The organism is Ruegeria sp. CRTD044, from assembly GCF_059613485.1.
This window is the reverse complement of record NZ_JBXWSP010000019.1, coordinates 492,055-511,210: the sequence shown is the minus strand read 5'-3', so window position 1 is coordinate 511,210 and position 19,156 is coordinate 492,055. Positions and strand designations below refer to the sequence as shown.

General features: G+C 63.1%; 18 protein-coding genes. 12 read left to right on the top strand and 6 right to left on the bottom strand.

The window, feature by feature from the left end; translation table 11 throughout:
* The first annotated feature begins 109 nt into the window (after nt 1-109).
* Complete coding sequence (locus tag AC2FNL_RS18775; protein WP_496834660.1) at nt 110-2,365, top strand: NADP-dependent malic enzyme; 2,256 nt, start codon at nt 110-112, stop codon at nt 2,363-2,365.
* A 4-nt stretch (nt 2,366-2,369) separates the two neighbouring features.
* Complete coding sequence (locus AC2FNL_RS18770) at nt 2,370-3,242, top strand: ribokinase (RefSeq protein WP_496834659.1); 873 nt, start codon at nt 2,370-2,372, stop codon at nt 3,240-3,242.
* Here AC2FNL_RS18770 and msrA read toward each other — a convergent pair.
* From msrA to AC2FNL_RS18750, 4 genes are all read right to left on the bottom strand, one after another.
* Nucleotides 3,239-3,904, bottom strand: a complete 666-nt coding sequence (msrA, locus tag AC2FNL_RS18765) for a peptide-methionine (S)-S-oxide reductase MsrA (protein WP_496834658.1) — start codon at nt 3,902-3,904, stop codon at nt 3,239-3,241. The two genes, AC2FNL_RS18770 and msrA, sit on opposite strands and share 4 nt — an antisense overlap.
* A gap of 95 nt (nt 3,905-3,999) precedes the next feature.
* Nucleotides 4,000-4,281, bottom strand: a complete 282-nt coding sequence (locus AC2FNL_RS18760) for an SCP2 sterol-binding domain-containing protein (RefSeq protein WP_093963906.1) — start codon at nt 4,279-4,281, stop codon at nt 4,000-4,002.
* A gap of 80 nt (nt 4,282-4,361) precedes the next feature.
* Nucleotides 4,362-4,760, bottom strand: a complete 399-nt coding sequence (locus AC2FNL_RS18755) for a DUF1810 domain-containing protein (RefSeq protein ID WP_496834694.1) — start codon at nt 4,758-4,760, stop codon at nt 4,362-4,364.
* Nucleotides 4,761-4,792: 32 nt separating this feature from the next.
* Nucleotides 4,793-6,019 (bottom strand): argininosuccinate synthase, encoded by a 1,227-nt coding sequence (locus AC2FNL_RS18750; RefSeq protein ID WP_093963907.1) that lies wholly within the window; start codon nt 6,017-6,019, stop codon nt 4,793-4,795.
* 134 nt (nt 6,020-6,153) lie between these two features.
* On the opposite strand from AC2FNL_RS18750, the gene AC2FNL_RS18745 reads away from it, so the two are divergent.
* Nucleotides 6,154-6,921, top strand: coding sequence for a hypothetical protein (locus tag AC2FNL_RS18745; RefSeq protein ID WP_496834657.1), 768 nt, complete (start codon nt 6,154-6,156; stop codon nt 6,919-6,921).
* 59 nt (nt 6,922-6,980) lie between these two features.
* Entirely contained in the window at nt 6,981-8,207 is a 1,227-nt protein-coding gene (gene ilvA / locus AC2FNL_RS18740; protein WP_496834656.1) for a threonine ammonia-lyase IlvA, read from the top strand.
* Nucleotides 8,208-8,211: 4 nt separating this feature from the next.
* On the opposite strand, the gene AC2FNL_RS18735 is transcribed toward ilvA, so the two are convergent.
* On the bottom strand, nt 8,212-8,538 hold the full coding sequence (locus AC2FNL_RS18735) for an Hpt domain-containing protein (RefSeq protein WP_093963910.1): 327 nt from the start codon (nt 8,536-8,538) through the stop codon (nt 8,212-8,214).
* A gap of 157 nt (nt 8,539-8,695) precedes the next feature.
* On the opposite strand from AC2FNL_RS18735, the gene AC2FNL_RS18730 reads away from it, so the two are divergent.
* Nucleotides 8,696-9,961 (top strand): PP2C family protein-serine/threonine phosphatase, encoded by a 1,266-nt coding sequence (locus AC2FNL_RS18730; protein ID WP_496834655.1) that lies wholly within the window; start codon nt 8,696-8,698, stop codon nt 9,959-9,961.
* Here AC2FNL_RS18730 and AC2FNL_RS18725 read toward each other — a convergent pair.
* A complete protein-coding gene (locus tag AC2FNL_RS18725; protein WP_170363967.1) occupies nt 9,958-10,401 on the bottom strand; it encodes an NUDIX hydrolase in 444 nt (147 codons plus the stop codon). The two genes, AC2FNL_RS18730 and AC2FNL_RS18725, sit on opposite strands and share 4 nt — an antisense overlap.
* Nucleotides 10,402-10,478: 77 nt before the next feature.
* On the opposite strand from AC2FNL_RS18725, the gene hslO reads away from it, so the two are divergent.
* From hslO to AC2FNL_RS18690, 7 genes are all read left to right on the top strand, one after another.
* Nucleotides 10,479-11,465 carry an Hsp33 family molecular chaperone HslO gene (hslO, locus tag AC2FNL_RS18720; protein ID WP_496834654.1) on the top strand — a complete coding sequence of 329 codons (987 nt, stop codon included), beginning with the start codon at nt 10,479-10,481 and terminating at the stop codon, nt 11,463-11,465.
* The gene (locus AC2FNL_RS18715; RefSeq protein ID WP_480633835.1) at nt 11,455-12,054 is read left to right on the top strand and encodes a CoA pyrophosphatase; all 600 of its coding nucleotides are present in this window, start codon (nt 11,455-11,457) and stop codon (nt 12,052-12,054) included. Before hslO ends, AC2FNL_RS18715 begins: the two co-directional genes overlap by 11 nt.
* Entirely contained in the window at nt 12,054-13,205 is a 1,152-nt protein-coding gene (locus AC2FNL_RS18710) for a CCA tRNA nucleotidyltransferase (protein WP_496834693.1), read from the top strand. Before AC2FNL_RS18715 ends, AC2FNL_RS18710 begins: the two co-directional genes overlap by 1 nt.
* Nucleotides 13,206-13,396: 191 nt before the next feature.
* The gene (locus AC2FNL_RS18705; RefSeq protein ID WP_496834653.1) at nt 13,397-15,247 is read left to right on the top strand and encodes an ABC transporter ATP-binding protein; all 1,851 of its coding nucleotides are present in this window, start codon (nt 13,397-13,399) and stop codon (nt 15,245-15,247) included.
* Complete coding sequence (locus tag AC2FNL_RS18700; RefSeq protein ID WP_496834652.1) at nt 15,244-17,076, top strand: ABC transporter ATP-binding protein; 1,833 nt, start codon at nt 15,244-15,246, stop codon at nt 17,074-17,076. The genes AC2FNL_RS18705 and AC2FNL_RS18700 overlap by 4 nt, the downstream gene beginning before the upstream one ends.
* A 39-nt stretch (nt 17,077-17,115) precedes the next feature.
* Nucleotides 17,116-18,345, top strand: a complete 1,230-nt coding sequence (locus AC2FNL_RS18695) for a class I SAM-dependent RNA methyltransferase (protein WP_496834651.1) — start codon at nt 17,116-17,118, stop codon at nt 18,343-18,345.
* A gap of 20 nt (nt 18,346-18,365) precedes the next feature.
* Entirely contained in the window at nt 18,366-19,151 is a 786-nt protein-coding gene (locus tag AC2FNL_RS18690) for an ion transporter (RefSeq protein ID WP_496834650.1), read from the top strand.
* The last annotated feature ends 5 nt before the right edge of the window (nt 19,152-19,156 follow it).

Below are 19,156 nucleotides of genomic sequence, written 5' to 3'. Positions count from 1 at the left end.
TTACAAATCCCCCAACCGCGACGAAAGCTGAAATCGCATAGTCGTTGAGGCGCGCCCCCGGCTGCGGTATGAGGCGAAAAGCCCCGAAGTCATGGAACCGACCGTCACAATGCCCAAAGCGAAGATCACCAAAGAAGAGGCGCTGGCCTTTCACCTGGAACCCACCCCTGGAAAGTGGGAGGTGCAGGCCACCGTTCCCATGACCACGCAGCGCGATCTGTCGCTGGCCTACAGCCCCGGCGTGGCCGTGCCCTGCGAGGCGATCGCGGAAAACCCCGAAACCGCCTATGACTATACCAACAAGGGTAACCTGGTGGCCGTGATCTCGAACGGGACGGCGGTTCTGGGGCTGGGCAACCTGGGCGCGCTGGGTTCTAAGCCGGTGATGGAGGGCAAATCCGTCCTGTTCAAGCGCTTCGCCGACGTGAACTCGATCGACATCGAGCTGGACACCGAGGACCCCGACGAATTCTGCCGCGCGGTCAAGCTGATGGGGCCGACCTTTGGCGGCATCAACTTGGAAGACATCAAGGCGCCCGAATGTTTCATCATCGAGCAGCGCCTGAAGGAAGAGATGGACATCCCCGTCTTTCACGACGACCAGCACGGCACGGCTGTGATCTGTGCGGCGGGGCTGATCAACGCGCTGCACATCTCGGGCAAGAAGATCGAGGATGTGAAGATCGTCCTCAACGGGGCCGGGGCGGCGGGCATCGCCTGTATCGAACTGCTCAAGGCGATGGGCGCCAAGCACGAGAACTGCATCGTCTGCGACACCAAGGGCGTGATCTATCAGGGCCGGACCGAGGGCATGAATCAGTGGAAATCGGCCCACGCGATTTCGACCGAGCTGCGCACGCTGGAAGAGGCCATGAAGGGCGCCGACGTGTTCCTGGGCGTATCCGTCAAAGGCGCGGTCACGCAGGAGATGGTCGCCAGCATGGCCGACAATCCGGTGATCTTCGCCATGGCCAACCCCGATCCGGAAATCACCCCGGAAGAGGCGCACGAGGTGCGCGTTGACGCCATCGTGGCCACCGGGCGCAGCGACTACCCCAACCAGGTCAACAACGTTCTGGGCTTTCCCTACCTGTTCCGCGGGGCGCTGGACATCCACGCCCGCGCCATCAACGACGAGATGAAGATCGCCTGTGCCCACGCGCTGGCCCGTCTGGCGCGCGAGGATGTGCCCGACGAGGTGGCACTGGCCTATGGAAAATCGCTGACCTTCGGGCGCGACTACATCATTCCAACGCCGTTTGATCCGCGTCTGATCCATCGGATTCCGCCCGCTGTGGCGAAGGCGGGGATGGACACAGGCGCGGCCCGGCGGCCGATCATCGACATGGAGGCCTATGAGCTGAGCCTCAAGTCGCGCATGGACCCGACCGCCAGCATTCTGCGCGGCCTGAACGCCCGGGCCCGTGCGGCACAAAACCGGATTGTCTTTGCGGAAGGTGACGACCCCCGCGTTTTGCGTGCGGCGGTGATGTATCAACGGTCAGGATTTGGCAAAGCCCTGGTGGTGGGCCGGCACGATGACGTGAAAGCCAAGCTCGAGGCCGCTGGTCTGGGCGACGCAGTGCGTGAATTGGAGGTGATCAACGCCGCCAACACGCAGCACCTGCAAACCTACAAGGACTTTCTCTACAAACGCCTGCAGCGGCGCGGGTTCGATGGCAAGGACGTACATCGCCTCGCGGCCCGCGACAGGCATGTGTTTTCCGCGCTGATGCTGGCCCATGGGCACGCCGACGGGTTGGTGACAGGTGCAACCCGGAAATCGGCGCATGTTCTGGATCAGATCAATCACGTATTCGACGCCGATGCTGCCCATGGCGCCGCCGGAATCACCGCGCTGCTGCACAAGGGCCGGATCGTGCTGATCGGCGACACGCTGGTGCATGAATGGCCCGACGAGAACGATCTGGCGACGGTTGCCGAACGCGCCGCCACGGTTGCCCGTCATATGGGGCTAGAACCGCGGGTGGCGTTTGTAAGCTTCTCGACCTTTGGCTATCCGGTGTCCGAACGGACCGAAAAGCTGTACAAGGCCCCGCAAGTGCTGGAGGCGCGCGGCGTCGATTTCGAATACGAAGGCGAGATGACCGTCGACGTGGCGCTGAACGCCCACCAGCAAGAGGCCTATCCCTTCTGCCGCCTGACCGGGCCGGCCAACATCCTGATCGTGCCCGCGCGGCACTCGGCCTCGATTTCCACCAAGCTGATGCAGGAAATGGCCGGAGCCACGGTGATCGGCCCGATCCTGACCGGCATCGACAAGCCGATCCAGATCTGTTCGACCGGCTCGACCGCGAATGACATCCTGAACATGGCCATCCTGGCCTCGTGCGACATGGCGTGATCCGATGGCAATCTGGAACCTGGGCTCGATCAATGCCGACATGGTCTATGCGCTGCCGCACCTGCCGGCGCCGGGTGAAACCCTGGCGGCCAGCGGTTTGCAGCGGTTTCTGGGCGGCAAGGGCGCGAACATGTCGGTTGCCGCGGCGCGGGCCGGGGCGCATGTGTGCCATATCGGCGCCGTGGGGGCCGACGGGCTGTGGGCGCGCGACCGGTTGACCGAATACGGGGTCGACACGCGGCACATCGCGCAGGTCGATCAGCCCACGGGCCATGCGATCATCGCCGTGGATGCGCAGGGCGAAAACCTGATCATCCTGTACCCCGGCGCCAACCACGCAATCGGGGCCGATCAGGTTTCTGCCGCGCTGACAGACTCTGACACGGGCGATCTTCTGGTTTTCCAGAACGAGACCACCGCACAGGTCGAGGCCGCGAAGCTGGGCCGCGAGCGGGGTCTGACGGTGTGCTATGCAGCAGCCCCCTTCAGCGCGCCGGCGGTGCAGGCGGTGCTGCCCTATCTGGATTTCCTGATCCTGAACGAGGTCGAGGCCGCCCAGCTGCAACAGGCCACGGGGCTGGCCCCGGCCGATCTGCCGGTCGAACATGTCATCGTCACGCTGGGGTCAAAAGGCGCCCGCTATCATCAACGCGGCCAGGCGGCGGCAGAGTTTCCCGCCCACAAGGTCAAGGCCGTGGACACGACCGGGGCCGGGGACACCTTTACCGGATATGTCCTGGCCGGAATGGACCGGGGGATGCCGATGGCGCAGGCCATCACCCAGGCCAACCGGGCCGCTGCGCTGATGGTGATGCGGCCTGGTACGGCAGACGTCATTCCCGATCTGAAAGAGGTGCGCGAGGCCGCGCTGGATTAAGATCCGGCAAACGGTGCGGCGCTGCCCCACAGCTGCCGGACCCGCGCATCGCGGCCGCAGGCCTTGCGATAGGCCTTGTAGGCATTCAGCTGGCGTTTCGGCCCGAACCGGGTGAACACCAGCTTTTTGCCCTTGTAGTAATCCTGATGATAGGCCTCGGCCGGATAGAACGCCCCAAGCGGCAGGACCGGAGTCACGATGGCCTGACTCAGCGCACGCTGCGCTTCGGCTTTGCTGCGTTCGGCCAAAGCTTTTTCTCCTGTGTCAGAGACGAAAATCGCGGTGCGATAGCTTTCGCCCCGGTCACAGAACTGGCCTCCGGCATCGGTGGGATCGACAGAGCGAAAAAACAGGCTCAGCAGGGTTTCACGGGAAACGCGGGCCGGGTCGAAGGTGATCTGCACCGCCTCGAAATGGCCGGTGCCGCCGCTCGTGACCTGGCTGTAGGTGGGGTTTGGGGTTGTGCCGCCGGTATAGCCCGAAACCGCTTCGATCACGCCGGGCACGGACTCGAAATCGGCTTCGACGCACCAGAAACAACCGCCCGCCACGGTCAGCGTCTCGGTCCCGGCCGCCGGGGCCGGCTGAGCGCGCAGGATCAGCGCCAGCGCAATCAGCGCAAACAGAAGGGTCAGCTTGATCTGGTCGAGGCAACGGGTCATGGCGGACCTCCTTTCTGCCTCAGGCTGCCGCGCGACGGGGCGGCTGACAATCGGCTGAAACCGTTTGTCACGCGGTGGTGAGACGAGTTTATCGCCTAGCCCAGCAGCTGCCCCAGCTTCATCGCGACGCCCATGTCGCCCGAGATCTTGAGCTTGCCCATCATCACCCCGGTCATCGGGTTCAGCTTGCCGGTCAGCAGCTTGCCCAGATTGTCGCGCGAGATGCGGATGGTGCAATCGGTCTCGCGGTCCTGGGTGGTGGCCGTGTTGTCGGCCAGCACGATCACGCCATCGGCGCCGCAATCGAATTTCAACGAGCCGTCAAAGCGTTTGTCGGCCAGTCCCTTCTGGATTCCCTCGGCGATCTCCTGCAGCATCCCTGCCTCCCTTTTTCGCACTTGCGTTCGGCGTGACAGAGCGCCGGACCCGGGGCAAGCGTGACCTTACGGGAAACCGCTCAGCCCAGGGCTTGTTGCGTGCGCGGGCAGGGCCGCCCGTCATAGAACGCATTCAGAACCGCCAGGAATTCGGGCGGAGCATCGGGCACAGCGGCGAACAGGGTCATGGACGACCGCAGCTTCTTGGCATCCACCTTGCCCAGAATCTCGGCCGGGTCCTTGCCCGCGTGGGTCAGCATCAGCCGGGCTACCTCGGTCAGGCGGCGGCGCAGTTCGGGGTGAGCCAGATAGGCGGCAGCCTCGTCCAGATCCTCGATCCCGTAGAGCTGCGCCATGTGCGACTGGCCCAGTTCGGCCATTTGCGGAAAGACGAACCACATCCAGTGGCTGGTCTTCTCCCCCTGTTCCAGTTCGCGCAGGACATCGGACCAGACCGTGTCCTGCGCTTCGATGAACATTTCCAGTTCGTCGTTTATGCCGTCATCCTCGGTCACTTGGACAACCGCTTGTCGCGTGCCGCCAGCAGCTTGAGCCGTAGCGCGTTCAGCTGGATGAAGCCCGCAGCGTCTTTCTGGTCATAGGCACCGGCGTCTTCTTCGAAGGTCACATGCGCCTCGGAATACAGCGAATGATCCGACCAGCGGCCCACGGTCGAGGCCAGACCCTTGTACAGCTTCACGCGAACGGTGCCGGTGACGTGTTCCTGGCTTTTGTCGATGGCGGCCTGCAGCATCTCGCGCTCGGGGCTGTACCAGAAGCCGTTGTAGATCAGCTCGGCATATTGCGGCATCAGCTGGTCCTTCAGGTGCATCGCGCCGCGGTCCATGGTGATGGACTCGATGCCGCGATGCGCCTCCAGCAGGATGGTGCCGCCCGGTGTTTCATAGATGCCGCGCGACTTCATGCCCACGAACCGGCCCTCGACCAGATCGAGACGGCCGATGCCGTGCTTGCCGCCGTATTCGTTCAGCTTGGTCAGGATGGTGGCGGGACTCATCGCCTCACCATTGATGCTGACCGGGTCGCCTTTTTCAAAGCCGATCTCGATATATTCGGGTTCGTTCGGGGCGTCCTCGGGGTGGACAGTGCGCTGATAGACATAGTCGGGCGCCTGAACGGCGGGGTCTTCCAGAACCTTGCCCTCGGACGAGGTGTGCAGGAGGTTCGCATCGACCGAGAAGGGTGCCTCGCCGCGCTTGTCCTTGGCGATCGGGATCTGGTGCGCCTCGGCAAATTCCAGCAGCTTGGTGCGGCTGGTCAGGTCCCACTCGCGCCAGGGCGCGATCACCTTGATGTCGGGGTTCAGCGCATAGGCCGCCAGTTCGAACCGCACCTGGTCGTTGCCTTTGCCGGTGGCGCCGTGGGCCACTGCGTCGGCGCCGGTTTCCTTGGCGATCTCGATCAGGCGCTTCGAGATCAACGGACGCGCGATGGACGTGCCCAGCAGGTAAAGCCCTTCGTACTGTGCATTGGCGCGGAACATGGGGAAGACGAAATCGCGGACGAACTCTTCGCGGATGTCCTCGATATAGATGTTCTCGGGCTTGATCCCCAGCAGCTCGGCCTTCTGGCGGGCGGGCTCCAGCTCTTCGCCCTGACCCAGATCAGCGGTAAAGGTCACCACCTCGCAGCCATACTCGGTCTGCAGCCATTTCAGGATGATCGAGGTATCAAGGCCACCGGAATAGGCCAGAACAACTTTCTTGGGCGCGGACATCTGACTTCCCCTTATGCGTAAGACGATTGGCCCCTAGCGGGTTTTCGACGTGGGGGCAAGAAGCTGTGGATTGACCGGGCGGCGGATTTGCAGTCAAACGGTAGCAACCATGGATTGATTAAGGAAAATTCGGAATGCTCGGATGGAATATTTTTGCCCACTCGCTTCGGATGGTTTTTGGCAACCTCAAGCAGGTAGCGCAAATCGTTATCGGTCCGGCCATAATCGGAACGGTTGCAATCATCGGCGTGTTCATGGTGTCTGGAATTCCACTCGAGGCATTTGATGACAATCCGAACGGGCTACCGCCGGGGGTGAATCCGGGGGCCCTTATTCTGTTCGCGTTTCTCCTGTTCGTCGTGATGGTCCTCGTCATGGGCTGGATCGCGGTGGCCTGGCACAGATACATTCTTCTGGAAGAGTATCCTTCCGGCGTGCTGCCCACCTTTCGGTTCGATCGCATTCTGGCCTATTTCGGACGCGGGCTGATGCTGGGGATCCTGATGGCAATTGCGTTCCTGCCGATGGGGATCCTGACAGGCTTGCTGGGCGAAGGACTGATCGCCATTTCGATCATCCTGACCATCGGCTACCTGGTTTTCCTGGCTATTTGCTTCTATCGGCTGTCCATCATCCTGCCGGCTGCGGCAATCGGCCAGCCGATCACGTTGAGCGAGGCTTGGAACAACACTCTGGGTACCGGAGGTACAATCGTCGTTCTTATCGTGATCTCGTTCCTGTTTCAGTTCCTTGTTCAGCTGGCGATCGGAGTTTTGTCGATCATTCCGGTACTGGGTGTATTGATCGCCCTGTTTTTCGGGATCCTGATCCTGCCGATGATCAACGTCAGCATCCTGACCACGATGTACGGCGTGTTCATCGAAAAGCGCGAACTGGGCTGATCGCCCGTACACCGATGTATTCCTTGCCCTTGTCGGCCTGATGGGGCAGGGAAAGCGGCATGAGTGATTTCATGACCCGCGCCCGCGCCGCCGAACAGGCGATGCGCACCGTATTTCCTGCAACACCGTTGCAGCGCAATGCCCATCTGTCCGAGAAATATGATGCCGACATCTGGCTGAAACGCGAAGACCTCAGCCCGGTGCGGTCCTACAAGATCCGCGGCGCGTTCAACGCCATGCGCAAGCAGCAGGGCCAGGACCTGTTCGTCTGCGCCAGCGCGGGCAACCACGCGCAGGGCGTGGCTTATATGTGCAAGCACATGGGGGTCAAAGGCGTGATCTTCATGCCGGTGACAACACCTCAGCAAAAGATCCAGAAGACCCGAATCTTTGGAGGCGACAACGTCGAGATCCACCTGACCGGCGACTATTTCGACCACACGCTTGCCGCGGCTCAGGAGTGGTGCGCGCAGCAGGGCGGGTATTTCCTGTCGCCCTTCGACGATGACGACGTGATCGAAGGGCAGGCTTCATTGGCCGTCGAAATTGAGGAACAGCTGGGCCGCCTGCCCGATCACGTGGTGCTGCCGGTGGGCGGGGGCGGCATGTCCTCGGGCGTGGCGACGTGGTTCGGCGACCGCACCCATTGCCTGTTCGTCGAACCCGCGGGCGGGGCCTGCCTGCGCGCGGCGCTGGCGGCGGGCCATCCGGTGTCGCTGGACAAGGTGGACAATTTCGTCGACGGCGCGGCGGTGGGCCGGATCGGAGACAAGCCGTTCCAGCTGTTGCGTGACCGGCACCTGTCGGACGTGATCGTTCTGTCCGAGGACCGCATCTGCACCACCATGATCGAGATGCTGAACGTGGAAGGCATCGTTCTGGAACCCGCCGGGGCCCTCGCGATCGAGGCGGTGGGCGACGTCCAAAGCTTTGTGCGCGGCAAGACGGTCGTCTGCGTCACCTCGGGGGGGAATTTCGATTTCGAGCGTCTTCCCGAGGTCAAAGAGCGGGCGCAGCGCTACTCGGGCGTCAAAAAATACTTCATCCTGCGCCTGCCGCAGCGCCCCGGTGCGCTGAAGGAATTTCTGAACATCCTCGGCCCCGAGGATGATATCGCCCGGTTCGAATACATGAAGAAATCGGCGCGCAATTTCGGCTCGGTCCTGATTGGGATCGAGACCAGCAAGCCGGACAATTTCCTGCGCCTGTTCGCACATCTGGACGATGCCGGGTTCGTCTATACCGACATCACCGAGGACGAGACGCTGGCACAGTTTGTGATCTGACCGATTACAGGTTGTCCTTCAAGCCGGACATGAATTCCGCGCGCGAGCGGTCGAAGGCCGCGACGACCGCGTCCAGATCGACTTCCGCCCCATGGCCCGCAGCGGCGCGCCGTTCGCCATCCTGACAGAGTTTGGACAGACTCTCAAAACCAAGGCTCAATGCACTGCCTTTGAGGAAATGCAGGTTCTGCTCAAGCGCGGATCGGTCAGTGTCCGACGTCAAGCGGCCCATGACCTCACCGACTTCATCCAGAAAAATCCGGACGACTTCGTCGAACTCCTCGGCCCCGACTTCATCACGCAGCTGGCGCACCCTTGGCCAGTGTATCATCACCGTTCTCCACCTTGACCGGTATCGTCTCTGAATACCGGCCAGGGGTAAAATCCGGGTTAAGCCGCTGCGGTGAACAGCTTTCATCGGTTGTTAAGCCGTGCGCCATAGCTTTGCCGCACCCCCGTAGGAAAATGCGCAGAGGTTTCGCGTGCGAGTGTCCAGCCAAATTGAGGCCAAGGCTGACCTGGATTTTGGAGCCATCCGGACGGTGCTGGTGGTCGATGACAGCCGCCTGCAACGCCGTATTCTGGTGGCGTCGCTGAAGAAATGGGGATTCACGGTTGTCGAGGCCGACAGCGGTGAAGAAGCGATCGAGATCTGCAAAAAGGGCCTGCCCGATCTGGTGCTCAGTGACTGGGTGATGCCGGGCATGGGCGGGCTGGAATTCTGCCGGGCGTTTCGCGCGTTGGAGAACGACCAGTACACCTATTTCATCCTTCTGACCTCAAAAAGTGAGAAGCAGGAAGTCGCGCGCGGCCTGGATGCCGGTGCGGATGATTTCCTGATCAAACCGCTTGAAGCAGACGAGTTGCGGGCCCGCATTTCGGCAGGGGCCCGCATTCTTGATATGCAGCGCGAGCTTTCGGACAAGAACCGGTTGATCGAAACCGCTTTGGCCGAACTGCGCCTTGCTCATGACGCCATCGACAAGGATCTGATCCAGGCGCGCAAGATTCAGGAATCACTGGTGCCGGAACTCTATCGGGAATTTGGCAAGTCCCGGGTCAGCCTGCTGCTCAAACCCTGCGGCCACATCGGAGGTGACCTGGTGGGGATGTTTTCGCCGGGCGCGAACCGGATCGGGTTCTACAGCATCGACGTCTCCGGCCACGGTATCACGTCAGCAATGATGACAGCGCGGTTGGGCGGGTATCTGACCAGCCAGCATTTCGATCAGAACGTCGCAATGGAGAAGCGGTTCAACAAGTTCTACGCCTTGCTGCCACCCGAGCAGGTGGCCGCCATCCTGAATGCCCGCCTGATGGCCGACACGGGGATCGAGGAATATTTCACCATGGTCTACGCCATCGTGGATCTGCGGAACGGCCACCTGAGAATGGTTCAGGCTGGGCACCCCCATCCACTGCTGTTGCGCCGGACCGGCCGGGCAGAGTTCCTTGGGGATGGCGGCCTGCCCATCGGATTGCTGCCCGATGTGGCGTTCCAGCAGACCGAAACCTATCTGCAGCGCGGTGACAAGCTGCTGTTGTACTCGGACGGCTTCACCGAATGCCGTGTCAAAAACGGTGATCTGCTGGATGAGGATGGGCTGCAACGGATGGCGCTGGAATGTCTTGGAGCAAACAGCGGGCCTGAGTTTCTGGACGACATGTTCTGGCGATTGACTCAAGGCATGCCGCCGGGCACCGGGATGGAGGATGACGTTTCAGCCGTGTTTTTCGAGTACAACGGAAACTAAAGCCCGGATAGATGCAGCCGCGCGAAGTGCCGGTCGCCTGCATTGCCCAACATGTGAACCGCATCGCCGGTATTCATCCAAACCGCCTCGTGAAAGGGCTCGGTCGGTGGTCCTTTGCGTTGAACCGGGCGGGCTCGGTAGATGAGGCAGACCTTCTCGGCCCACAAATCATATTCGGGCATGTAGGTGAATCGCCGGAACGCGCCAACCCGCCGCGGGTCCGCGATCGACCAACCGGTTTCTTCGAACACCTCGCGATGCAGGGCGACAATCGGCGACTCGCCGGCGTCGATCCCGCCACCGGGCAGCTGCAAGTCGGGTCCGGGTTCGGTCTGGCAGGTCAGCAGCAGGCTGGCCCCGCGCGGCAGCAGCGCATAGACGCCGACCCGGCGCGTGTATTTCCGCCCCGGTTCCGGGGTTTCGCCGAACCGTCTGATCATGTTAAGGACCCTTCCAACCCCGAATGTACGACCTATATGGTGGCGATATGCCAACTTGCGGCGCTTAAGGAAACCCCATGTCTCTTGGAACGAAAATCGCGTGGGACGATACCGTCCTGCCCTTTCAACTTGATGTATCGGATATGCGTGGCCGCGTGGCCCGGCTGGACGGGGTGCTGGACGGCATCCTGAAGCAGCACAACTACCCCGCGCAGGTTGAAGCGCTGGTGGCCGAGATGGCCTTGTTGACCGCGCTGATCGGCCAGACCGTCGCGCTGCGCTGGAAGCTGTCGCTGCAGGTTCAGTCCAAGGGGCCCGTGCGGATGATTGCCACCGACTACTACGCCCCGCGCGAAGAGGGCCAGCCCGCGCAGATCAGGGCCTATGCCAGCTTTGACCGCGACCGCCTGACGGAAGGTGCTCCTTTTGATCAGGTGGGCGAGGGGTACTTCGCGATCCTGATCGACCAGGGCAAGGGGACGCAACCCTATCAGGGGATCACGCCGCTGGCCGGAGGATCGCTCAGCGCCTGTGCCGAGGCATATTTCGCGCAGTCCGAACAGCTTCCGACCCGCTTCTCGCTCAGCTTTGGCCGGTCGACCGAGCCGGGTGTGGGCGAACGCTGGCGCGCCGGCGGCATCATGCTGCAGCACATGCCAAAGGCGTCTCCGTTTGTCGCCAGCGGCGAGGGCACAGGCGAAGTTCTGACAGCCGCCGATCTGGTCGATGGCCAAGAAGAAGAGAACTGGGGCCGGGTCAACATCCTGCTGGACACGGTCGAGGATCTTGAAATGATCGGTCCGTCCGTGGCACCGACCGATCTGCTGGTGCGCCTGTTCCACGAGGAACAGCCCCGCGTGTACGAGGCCCAGTCGGTGCAGTTCGGCTGCACCTGCTCCGAGGACCGCGTGCGTCAAAGCCTGTCGATCTACTCGGCCCAGGACATCGAGAAGATGACCACGGATCAAGGCACCGTCACCGCCGACTGCCAGTTCTGCGGCGCGCATTACGTGCTGGATCCGAAATCGGTCGGGTTCGAGGCCGAAGATCCGGATGCCGGCTGACCTGATCCCGCGTCTGAGCGCGGCGTTGGCCCGTCCGGGTGACGGGTCCAGCGACTTCGACCTCAATCCCGGCACGGTTCTGCCTGCGGGGCGCAAACTGCGCCCTGCGGGTGTTCTGGTCGCCGTGGACCTGGCCCGCAGCGATCCGCGCCTGATCCTGACCAAGCGGTCCTCGGCCCTGAAACACCATCCGGGGCAGATCGCCTTTCCGGGCGGCAAGCAGGACGACACCGATGCGGATGTGACCGCCACCGCCTTGCGCGAGGCGCAGGAAGAGATCGGCCTGCCGCCGGACCTGCCAACCATTCTGGGTACGTTGCCGGTGCATGAAACGGTCACGTCATTCGCCGTGACACCGGTGGTCGCGGTTCTGGAGCGCGGCTTTGACCCGGTGGCCGAACCGGGCGAGGTGGACGAGGTGTTTTCGGTTCCGCTTGCGCATGTGCTGAACCCTGCGAATTATGTGGTTGAATCGCGCATCTGGCGCGGAACACGGCGGTATTACTTCGCGGTGCCCTATGGCCCCTACTACATCTGGGGCGCCACGGCCCGCATGTTGCGCGGGTTGGCGGCACGGATGAACGAATGATGCGGATCACCGAAGACTGGATCACGAACCCGGCTACGCAGAACGTGTGTGCGGCGCTGACCGAGGGCGGTGTGCAGGCGCTGTTCGTGGGGGGCTGCGTACGCAATGCGCTGCTGGGGGCATCGGTCTCGGATCTCGACATCGCCACCGACGCCCGCCCGCAACAGGTGATGGACCTGGCCGAACGGGCCGGGCTGAAGGCAATTCCGACGGGGATTGATCATGGCACCGTGACCGTGGTCAGCGACGGCATACCGCATGAAATCACGACATTTCGCCGCGACGTCGAAACCGATGGGCGACGCGCGGTCGTGGCCTTTTCCGACCAAGTGGAAGAGGACGCCGCCCGCCGCGATTTTACGATGAACGCGCTTTATGCCCGCCCCGACGGCGCCATTCTGGACCCGCTGGGTGGCCTGCCTGACCTGCAGACGCGGCGCGTGCGGTTCATCGGTACGGCCCAAGATCGCATCCGCGAGGACTATCTGCGCTCGTTGCGGTATTTCCGGTTCCACGCCTGGTATGGCGATGCGCAGGCCGGGATGGACCCGGATGCGCTGGCGGCGATTGCGGCCGATCTGGACGGGCTCGACCGGCTGTCGCGCGAACGGGTCGGGGCCGAGATGCTGAAACTGCTGGCCGCGCCCGACCCGGCCCCATCGGTGGCCGCCATGCGCAGCATCGGCGTTCTGGCCCATCTGCTGGCCGGCGCCGACGATCGGGCGCTGCCGATCCTGATCCATCTTGAATCGCAGGCCGGACTTGCCCCCGACGCGCTGCGCCGTCTGGCAGCCATCGCGGGGCCCGAGGTTGCCGGGACTCTGCGCCTCAGCAAGGCGCAACTGGCCCGCCTGACCCGGATCCGGGACGGCGCGCAGGGCGGTTCCGGGGCGGCCGAATTGGGGTATCGGCTGGGTCTGCAAGACGGGCAGGACGCGGCCCTGCTGCGCTGCGCCTTTCTGGAACAGCCTTGGACGGCTGAGACGGGCGCGGCCGTTGAAAAAGGGGCCGCAGAGACATTCCCGGTCAGGGCCGCCGATCTGCTCGGGCGCTACTCCGGCCCTGCGCTGGGCGCGAAACTGGCCGAACTGGAAAGCCGCTGGATCGCCTCGGAATTCACGCTGGACCGGGACGCGCTGCTGCAATATTGACGGGAAGTCTCAAAAGGGGATGACAAGCCCGCAGGTGTTCGGCTAGGTTGCGCCTGTCACATGGATGGAGGACTGCGAATGTATTACGGGATCTGGTTCGGCTAAAGCCAGAACACCTGACCCGTACGGGTGGTGTTTTGGCGCCATCTGCTTTCGCATTTTCAATTTTCCTGCTCAATCGGAGCACCTCCATGTTTCGCTATTTCGAAAACCTCGTAGACCCTTTTGTTGCATATGAAGAGGTGGACACGCCGCCGACGCGGCTGTGGCCCTTCATGCTGGATTATTCCCGCCCTTTTCGGCGCGTCTTCTTCTGGGCCGCGCTGATGTCGATCATCGTGGCCGCGGTCGAGGTTGGGCTGATCTACTACATGGGCCGGGTCGTCGACCTGCTGGGCGGATCACCGTCCGAGGTCTGGCAGGCCCACGGGACCGAGCTGGTCCTGGTCGCGCTGTTCATCCTGTTCCTGCGACCCATCCTGCATGTGCTGGACGTGTTGCTGCTGAACAATGCGATCCTGCCCAATTTCGGCACGCTGATCCGCTGGCGGGCGCACAAGCACGTTCTTCGCCAGTCGGTCGGTTGGTTCGAGAATGATTTTGCCGGGCGCATCGCAAACCGCATCATGCAGACCCCGCCCGCCGCGGGCGAGGTGGTGTTTCAGGTGTTCGATGCGATTTCGTTCTCGCTGGCCTATCTGATCGGTGCGGCGATCCTGCTGGTGGCTGCTGATCCGCGCCTGCTGCTGCCGCTGCTGATCTGGTTCGCGCTTTATGCGCTGCTGGTGCGCTGGACGGTGCAGCGGGTGGGGCCGGCGTCGCAGGCCGCGTCCGATGCGCGGTCTACGGTGACGGGCCGGGTGGTGGACAGCTATACCAACATCCATTCGGTGAAGATGTTCGCCCATGCCCGGCAGGAACTCGATTATGCGCGCGAAGCGATCGAAGAGACCCGGCGCACCTTCCAGACCGAAATGCGTATCTTCACCATCATGGATGCCGTTCTGGTCGCGCTGAACGGCGTGCTGATCATCGGTGTGGTCGGCTGGGCAATTTACCTGTGGATGCAGGGCAGTGCCACGGTCGGGGTGGTGGCGGCGGCCACTGCGCTGACGCTGCGGCTGAATGCCATGACCGGCTGGATCATGTGGGCGCTGACTAGCTTCTTCCGCCAGCTGGGCGTCGTGGCCGAGGGGATGGAGACCATCGCCCAGCCCGTCGACCTGCTGGATGCACCGGGCGCCAAGCCGCTGCAACTGACCGATGGCCGGATCGAGATCCGCGACCTGTCGCACCATTATGGCCGCGAGACCGGCGGGCTGGATCACGTCAATCTGACCATCCAGCCGGGCGAAAAGGTTGGGTTGATCGGGCGGTCGGGGGCCGGGAAGTCGACCTTGGTCAAGCTGTTACTGCGGTTCTACGACGTGGAAAGCGGCGCGATCCTGATCGACGGGCAGGACATCCGCACCGTCACTCAGGACAGCCTGCGCCGCAATATCGGCATGGTTCAGCAGGACAGCGCGCTGCTGCACCGCTCGGTGCGCGACAACATTCTGTATGGCCGGCCCGATGCCACCGAAGACCAGATGATCGCCGCCGCCAAACAGGCCGAGGCGCATGACTTCATCCTCGACCTGCAGGACCCGCAGGGCCGCACCGGCTATGATGCCCATGTGGGCGAGCGCGGCGTCAAGCTGAGCGGTGGACAGCGGCAGCGGGTGACGCTGGCGCGGGTGATCCTGAAGGACGCGCCGATCTTGTTGTTGGACGAGGCCACATCCGCCCTAGATTCCGAGGTCGAAGCCGCAATCCAGGAGACGCTGTACGGCATGATGCAGGGCAAGACCGTGATCGCCATCGCGCACCGGCTCAGCACCATCGCCCAGATGGACCGGATCCTTGTGATGGACGGAGGCCGGATCGTCGAGGAAGGCACCCATGCCGATCTTTTGGAGCAGGGCGGCCTTTACGCCCAGTTCTGGGCGCGCCAATCTGGCGGCTTCATGAACCCCGAGCCTGCGGAAGAGGCAGCAGAATGACGGTCGCAGACCTGATCAAACCATTTGAACCCACCCAAACGCCCCCGCCGCAAAGGCTGGGGGCGTTCATTCGCTGGTGCCTGACAGGGGCCTGGCCCATGTTGTTCGCCGCCGCGCTGTTTTCCGCGCTGGCAGGTGCAATGGAGGCCGGAACCGCCTGGATACTGGGCTGGGTGATCGACATGGCGACCGCCAGCGGACCCGAGAACTTTCTGACACCGCGAAACCTGTGGATGATCCTGGGCGCTGTGGCGTTCTTCATGCTGATCCGGCCGCTGCTGTTCGGGCTGTCCTCGGTGTCGAACAACTATATCGTCATGCCCAATATCCCGCCGCTGGTGCTGGCCAAGCTGAACCGCTGGACGCTGGGCCAGTCGGTCACCTATTTCGACGACGACTTTGCCGGTCGCATCGCCCAGAAACAAATGCAGACGGCCAATGCGCTGACCTCAGTCGTGTCCGAAACCATCAGCGCCATCGTCTTTGCCCTCGCCTCGCTTGTGGGCTCTTTGCTTTTGTTAGGGTCTATTCACCCCCTGGTCATGCTGCCCTTCGTGGCTTGGCTGGCGGTGTATTTCCTGCTGGTGCGCTGGTACCTGCCACGGATCCGCACACGCTCGGCCGCGCGGGCCGGGGCGCGGGCGATGGTGTCGGGGCAGGTGGTGGACACGATCACCAACATCAAGACGGTCAAACTGTTTGCCCATTCCGAGTTCGAGGATCGAGCCGCGCGCAACTCGATGGTTGCGCTGCGTGACAAGTCGCTGGCCTTTGGCAAACTGTCGGCCAGTTTCCGGTTTATTTTGATGACACTGGCGGGGCTTCTGCCGGTTCTGCTGTTGGGCGCGACGCTGTGGCTGTGGCAGGCGGGGTCGGCGACCACCGGGGATATCGTGGCGGCGGGTGCCATTTCGATCCGCATCGCGCAGATGACGGGCTGGGTCAGCTTTACCCTGATGGGGATCTACGCCCATGTGGGCGAGATCGAGAACGGCATGAAAACCCTGGCGCGGCCCAACCGGGTCGAGGATGCGCCGGACGCCACCGAGCTGACGGTGCCCGAGGGCCGGATCGAGTTTCGCGATGTCAGCTTTGCCTATGGTCGCGACGTGGGCGGGGTCTCGGACCTGACACTGACGGTGCAGCCGGGGGAGAAACTGGGAATCGTCGGCGCGTCGGGGGCGGGGAAGTCCACCTTGGTTTCGCTGCTACTCAGGCTCTATGACAGGGAAAACGGGAAAATTCTGATCGACGGCCAGGACATCGCCCGGGTGACGCAGGACAGCCTGCGCCGCCAGATCGGCATGGTCACGCAGGAAACCGCGATGTTCAACCGCTCGGCCCGCGACAACATCCTGTACGGCCGGCCCGATGCCACCGAAGACCAGATGATCGCCGCCGCAAAAAAGGCCGAGGCGCATGATTTCATCCTCGATCTGCAGGACGGGCAGGGGCGCAAGGGCTATGACGCCCATCTGGGCGAGCGCGGCGTCAAACTGAGCGGCGGCCAGCGCCAGCGCATCGCGCTGGCCCGCGCAATCCTGAAGGACGCGCCGATCCTCGTGCTGGACGAGGCGACCTCGGCGCTGGATTCTGAGGTCGAAGCCGCGATCCAGACCGCGCTGCACCGGGTGATGGAGGGCAAGACCGTTCTGGCCATTGCCCACCGCCTGTCCACGCTCAGCGAGATGGACCGGATCATCGTTCTGGATCACGGGCGCATCGTGGAAAGCGGGCCGCATGACACTCTGCTGGCGCAGGGCGGGTTGTATGCGCGGTTCTGGCACCGTCAGTCGGGCGGGTTCATCCAGACCGAGGCCGCCGAATAAGGGTTTTGTTGGCGCATCAGCCCGGCTATCAGGCAGGCCATGACGCAGGAATACACCATTCTCCGCCTCGGGCATCAGGGCGACGGCATCGCCGAGGGCCCGGTCTATGCCCCCCGAACGCTGCCCGGAGAGCGGGTCAGCGGCGCGTTGGACGGCTCGGTGCTGACCGATATCAAGGTGCTGGTACCGTCGGATGATCGGGTCAAGCCGCCCTGCCGCCACTACAAAAGCTGCGGCGGCTGCCAGTTGCAGCACGCCTCGGACGCCTTCGTGGCCGATTGGAAGGTCGAGGTGGTGCGTACCGCCTTGGCTGCTCAGGGGCTGCAGGCCGAGATGCGCCCGATCCTGACGTCGCCGCCGCAGTCGCGTCGCCGCGCCACCATCGCGGTGCGCCGCACCAAGAAGGGCGCGCTGGCGGGGTTCCACGGGCGCGCCTCGGACGTGATCACCGAGATTCCGGATTGCCAGCTGCTGGACCCGGCGCTGACCGCCGCCATCCCCGTGGCCATTGCGCTGGCCGAGCTGGGCGGCAGCCGCAAGGGTGTGTTGTCTGTTACCCTGACCCTGTCCGAGGCCGGGTTGGACTTGGCGGTGCAGGGCGGCAAGCCGTTGGACGGCCCGCTGGAACTGGCGCTTGCGCAGGCGACCGAGCAGCACGGGCTGGCGCGGCTGGCTTGGGATGGAGAGGTGATCGCCATGCGCAACCCACCCGCACAGCGTTTCGGTCCGGCCACGGTGGTCCCGCCGCCGGGGGCCTTCCTGCAGGCCACGAAAGACGGGGAACAGTCTCTAACACAGGCAGTTTTGGAGATTGTCGGCCCGGCCAAACGGGTGGTTGATCTGTTCGCGGGCTGCGGCACGTTCTCGTTGCCGCTGGCGCAACGGGCCGAGGTTCATGCAGTTGAAGGCGCGGCCGACATGACCCGCGCGCTGGATCAGGGCTGGCGCAAGTCCACGGGATTGAAACAGGTCACGACCGAGGCGCGCGACCTGTTCCGCCGCCCCTTGATGCCGGACGAACTGCGCCGCTTCGACGCCGTGGTTCTGGACCCGCCGCGCGCCGGGGCCGAGGCCCAGGTGGCCGAGCTGGCTCAGGCCCGCCGTCCGGTCATCGCCTATGTGTCCTGCAACCCTGTGACCTTCGCGCGGGATGCAAAAATTCTGGTTCAGGCGGGCTATGCCCTTGAATGGGTCCAAGTGGTTGACCAATTTCGATGGTCATCCCACAGCGAACTGGTGGGCAGCTTCAAACTGGCAGAGAATCCATGACCCGACAGGAGACCCTTCGCATGACGATCCGGCAGCGCCTGCAGGACTTTGTCGAAAACCCGCGGTTTTCGCAACTCATCACCGGCGTCATCCTGGTGAACGCAGTTCTGCTGGGCATGGAAACCTCGGACGGCCTGATGGCGAAATTCGGGCCGGTGATCGTGCTGCTCGACACCATCTGCCTGACCATCTTCGTGGCCGAGATCGCGATGAAACTGGTGGCCAACGGGCGCCGGTTCTTTCTCAATGGCTGGAACATTTTCGATTTCGTGATCGTCGGCATCGCGTTGGTGCCCGGCGGTGCGGGTCTTTCGGTGTTGCGTGCGTTGCGGATCCTGCGGGTGCTGCGGGTGATCTCGGTTGCGCCACGCCTGCGCCGGGTGGTCGAGGGGTTCATCCAGGCGTTGCCGGGCATGGGCAGCGTGTTCCTGCTGATGGCGATCCTGTTCTATATCGGCGCGGTGATCTCGACCAAACTGTTCTCGGACAGCTTTCCGGAGTGGTTCGGTGATCTGGGTCTGTCGGCCTATACCCTGTTCCAGATCATGACGTTGGAAAGCTGGTCGATGGGCATCGTGCGCCCGGTGATGGAGGTCTATCCCTACGCCTGGCTGTTCTTCGTGCCCTTCATCATGGTCACGACCTTCGCGGTCGTGAACCTGCTGGTCGGTCTGATCGTGAATTCGATGCAGGATGCCCACCACGCCGAGGATGAAGTCAAGACAGATGCCTATCGGGACGAGGTGCTGGACCGTCTTGAATCGATCGAACGCCGCCTGACCGAGCATATGAACAGCAAAAAGTGATTTCC

Bases quoted from the DNA above. Each gene is read 5' to 3' on its own strand.
- AC2FNL_RS18735 (WP_093963910.1), bottom strand. From the start codon at position 8,538: ATGATACACTGGCCAAGGGTGCGCCAGCTGCGTGATGAAGTCGGGGCC.
- AC2FNL_RS18700 (WP_496834652.1), top strand. From the start codon at position 15,244: ATGACGGTCGCAGACCTGATCAAACCATTTGAACCCACCCAAACGCCC.
- AC2FNL_RS18750 (WP_093963907.1), bottom strand. From the start codon at position 6,019: ATGTCCGCGCCCAAGAAAGTTGTTCTGGCCTATTCCGGTGGCCTTGAT.
- AC2FNL_RS18690 (WP_496834650.1), top strand. From the start codon at position 18,366: ATGACGATCCGGCAGCGCCTGCAGGACTTTGTCGAAAACCCGCGGTTT.
- AC2FNL_RS18705 (WP_496834653.1), top strand. From the start codon at position 13,397: ATGTTTCGCTATTTCGAAAACCTCGTAGACCCTTTTGTTGCATATGAA.
- AC2FNL_RS18770 (WP_496834659.1), top strand. From the start codon at position 2,370: ATGGCAATCTGGAACCTGGGCTCGATCAATGCCGACATGGTCTATGCG.
- AC2FNL_RS18755 (WP_496834694.1), bottom strand. From the start codon at position 4,760: ATGTTCATCGAAGCGCAGGACACGGTCTGGTCCGATGTCCTGCGCGAA.
- AC2FNL_RS18710 (WP_496834693.1), top strand. From the start codon at position 12,054: ATGCGGATCACCGAAGACTGGATCACGAACCCGGCTACGCAGAACGTG.
- AC2FNL_RS18775 (WP_496834660.1), top strand. From the start codon at position 110: ATGCCCAAAGCGAAGATCACCAAAGAAGAGGCGCTGGCCTTTCACCTG.
- AC2FNL_RS18725 (WP_170363967.1), bottom strand. From the start codon at position 10,401: ATGATCAGACGGTTCGGCGAAACCCCGGAACCGGGGCGGAAATACACG.
- msrA (WP_496834658.1), bottom strand. From the start codon at position 3,904: ATGACCCGTTGCCTCGACCAGATCAAGCTGACCCTTCTGTTTGCGCTG.
- AC2FNL_RS18715 (WP_480633835.1), top strand. From the start codon at position 11,455: ATGCCGGCTGACCTGATCCCGCGTCTGAGCGCGGCGTTGGCCCGTCCG.
- AC2FNL_RS18760 (WP_093963906.1), bottom strand. From the start codon at position 4,281: ATGCTGCAGGAGATCGCCGAGGGAATCCAGAAGGGACTGGCCGACAAA.
- ilvA (WP_496834656.1), top strand. From the start codon at position 6,981: ATGAGTGATTTCATGACCCGCGCCCGCGCCGCCGAACAGGCGATGCGC.
- hslO (WP_496834654.1), top strand. From the start codon at position 10,479: ATGTCTCTTGGAACGAAAATCGCGTGGGACGATACCGTCCTGCCCTTT.
- AC2FNL_RS18745 (WP_496834657.1), top strand. From the start codon at position 6,154: ATGCTCGGATGGAATATTTTTGCCCACTCGCTTCGGATGGTTTTTGGC.
- AC2FNL_RS18695 (WP_496834651.1), top strand. From the start codon at position 17,116: ATGACGCAGGAATACACCATTCTCCGCCTCGGGCATCAGGGCGACGGC.